Source organism: Agromyces sp. P1_H4, assembly GCF_056405255.1.
The window spans coordinates 1-2,330 of the sequence record NZ_JBFUCL010000453.1 but is presented as its reverse complement, the minus strand read 5'-3'; the positions used below and the strand labels follow the sequence as shown (position 1 = coordinate 2,330).

Here is a 2,330-nt window from a genome sequence, read left to right as displayed (position 1 = left end):
TTCTTCGCCGACGAGGAGGCGGGCGGAGTCTGGGGCGCACGCTGGCTCGTCGAGCACCATCCCGAGCTGTTCGCCGGCGCCACCGAGGCGCTCAGCGAGGTCGGCGGATTCTCCGTGCCGCTCGCGCCCGGTCGTCGCGCCTACCTCGTTGCGACCGCCGAGAAGGGCGTCGCGTGGGCGCAGCTGAAGGCCCGCGGACGTCCCGGGCACGGATCGCGCCCCACCGCCGACAACGCCGTGGTGCGGCTCGCCCGCGCGGTCGCCGCAGTCGGCGACCACCGGTTCCCGGTCACCCGCACGCCGGCGCTCGACGCGTTCCTCACGAGCTTCGGCGCCGCCCGCGGCGTCGAGTTCACGGATGCCGCGCTCGAGGCGCAGCTCGACGACCTCGGGTTCGTCGGCGGCATCGTCGGCGCGACCCTGCGCGACACGGCGTCGCCCACGGTGCTCGACGCCGGATCCAAGACGAACGTGATCCCCGCCACGGCGACCGCGGCCCTCGACCTCCGGATCCTGCCCGGCCACGAGGACACGTTCCGCGACGACCTGCAGGGCGTCGTCGGCGACGACGTCGAGCTGGAGGTCGCCCGGTGGATCCCGCCGATCGCGTCACCGCTCGACTCGCCGCTCCTCGAGGTCGCCCAGCGTGCGATCACGGCCGAGGACGACGGGGGTGTGGTCGTGCCCTACCTGCTCCCCGCGAGCACCGACAACAAGCACCTCGCCCGGCTCGGCATCGCCGGCTACGGCTTCGTGCCGCTGCGCGTGCCCGACGGGTTCGACGTGTTCGGGCAGTTCCACACGGCCGACGAGCACATCCCGGTCGACGCCCTGTACTTCTCGGCGCGCGTCACGCACCGGCTCCTCCGCGACGCATGACGACGCGTCCGAGCGGTCACGCGGCGACATCTGCGAGCCGCGGATGCCGCGTGCGCGGCGCCTTCCGTGACGCCGGGATACCTCGTGTGAAGGCCTGTGTCGTCGCCTTACCCCGGGAGTCCGGGGCGATTCCGGTGTCGCCCGCGGCGGGTTAGCGTCCAACCATGCCGAACATCTCCATCGTCGCCGTCTCCGGAAGCCTGCACTCGCCGTCGAAGACCACCGTGCTCGTGCACGAGATCCTCGAGGGCTTCGCCACCGCCCTGCGCTCGGGCTCGGGCAACGACCTCGAGGTCGAGACGCACCTCATCGAGCTCTCCGACATCGGGCGCGAGTTCTCGGGTGCGCTGAGCCGCGACGACCTCAGCCCCATCGCCGAGGACGCGCTGCGCCGCATCGAGTCGGCCACCCTGCTCATCGTCGCGAGCCCCGTCTACCGGGCGTCGTTCACGGGCCTGTTCAAGCACGTGTTCGACTTCGTCGGGCAGTATGCGCTCATCGACAAGCCCGTGCTGCTCGCGGCGACCGGCGGCAGCGACCGGCACGCGCTCATCATCGAGCACCAGTTCCGCCCGCTGTTCTCGTTCTTCCAGGCGATCACGCTGCCGATCGGCGTGTACGCGAGCGACACGGACTTCGTCGACTACCGCATCGACTCGCAGGGCCTGCGCGACCGCATCGACCAGGCCATCGCCCGCGGCCTCCCGGTCGTGCGCTCGACGGTGCTCCCCGTGTCGGAGTACGTCGCGACCTGGTGAGGCCGCTCTTCCCGAAGGGTGGCGTGGAACCGCCGTCGCCCTGGGTGCGGAAGGAGGGACTTGAACCCTCACGCCCGAAGGCACAGGAACCTAAATCCTGCGTGTCTGCCGATTTCACCACTCCCGCGAGTGCCCGATCAGTCTAGGCGCTGGCACGTCGGGGGCCCGGTTCACGAAGGCGGCGACGGACGCGCCGTCCCTTGGGGAACGGCGCGCCCGCGGCATCCGTGAGCCGAGCGGATGCCGCGGCTCAGCCCTTGCGCTTCGCGTCGGCGCCGAACAGCATGCGCGCGAGCGTGATGAGCATCACGACGAAGCCGGCGATGAGCGCGACGGGTGCCCACAGCCACCCGACGGTGAAGCCGAGCACGATCGCGACGACGAACGCGACGGTCCAGATGGCGGCGGTGTAGATGCCGAAGCGGGCGGCCGACGCCGGATCCTCGTCGAAGCGGTTGCCGATGTTCGCGGTGCGCTGCTGCTCGAGCACCCACGGCTTGTGCCGGTTGGTCTGCGTCGCGCCGAGGTAGCTCAGCACGCCGATCGCCGCGACCACCAACAGGGCGCCGAGGATGATCCAGGCGAGGTCGAGCCGCACGACCACCACGGCGGTGAACGCGAGGCCGGTGAGCAGCGCGCCGGTCGAGGCGCCGAACCCCACGGCGCGGCCGGTGGGCAGCGGATGACTCGCGC

3 protein-coding genes and 1 tRNA gene are annotated in these 2,330 nt (G+C 71.5%); 2 read left to right on the top strand and 2 right to left on the bottom strand.

The genetic code is table 11. The features are described 5' to 3' along the window. A partial coding sequence (locus AC1DY2_RS18780; RefSeq protein WP_476763791.1) for a M20/M25/M40 family metallo-hydrolase occupies positions 1-879 on the top strand: 879 nt, incomplete at its 5' end. A 164-nt stretch (positions 880-1,043) separates the two neighbouring features. Next, the gene (msuE, locus tag AC1DY2_RS18775) at positions 1,044-1,637 is read left to right on the top strand and encodes an FMN reductase (RefSeq protein ID WP_476763790.1); all 594 of its coding nucleotides are present in this window, start codon (positions 1,044-1,046) and stop codon (positions 1,635-1,637) included. A gap of 45 nt (positions 1,638-1,682) precedes the next feature. Here the strand turns inward: msuE and AC1DY2_RS18770 are convergent. Both AC1DY2_RS18770 and AC1DY2_RS18765 read right to left on the bottom strand, forming a co-directional pair. Next, positions 1,683-1,764, bottom strand: a tRNA-Leu gene (locus AC1DY2_RS18770). A gap of 123 nt (positions 1,765-1,887) precedes the next feature. Further along, a partial coding sequence (locus AC1DY2_RS18765; RefSeq protein WP_476763789.1) for a hypothetical protein occupies positions 1,888-2,330 on the bottom strand: 443 nt, incomplete at its 5' end.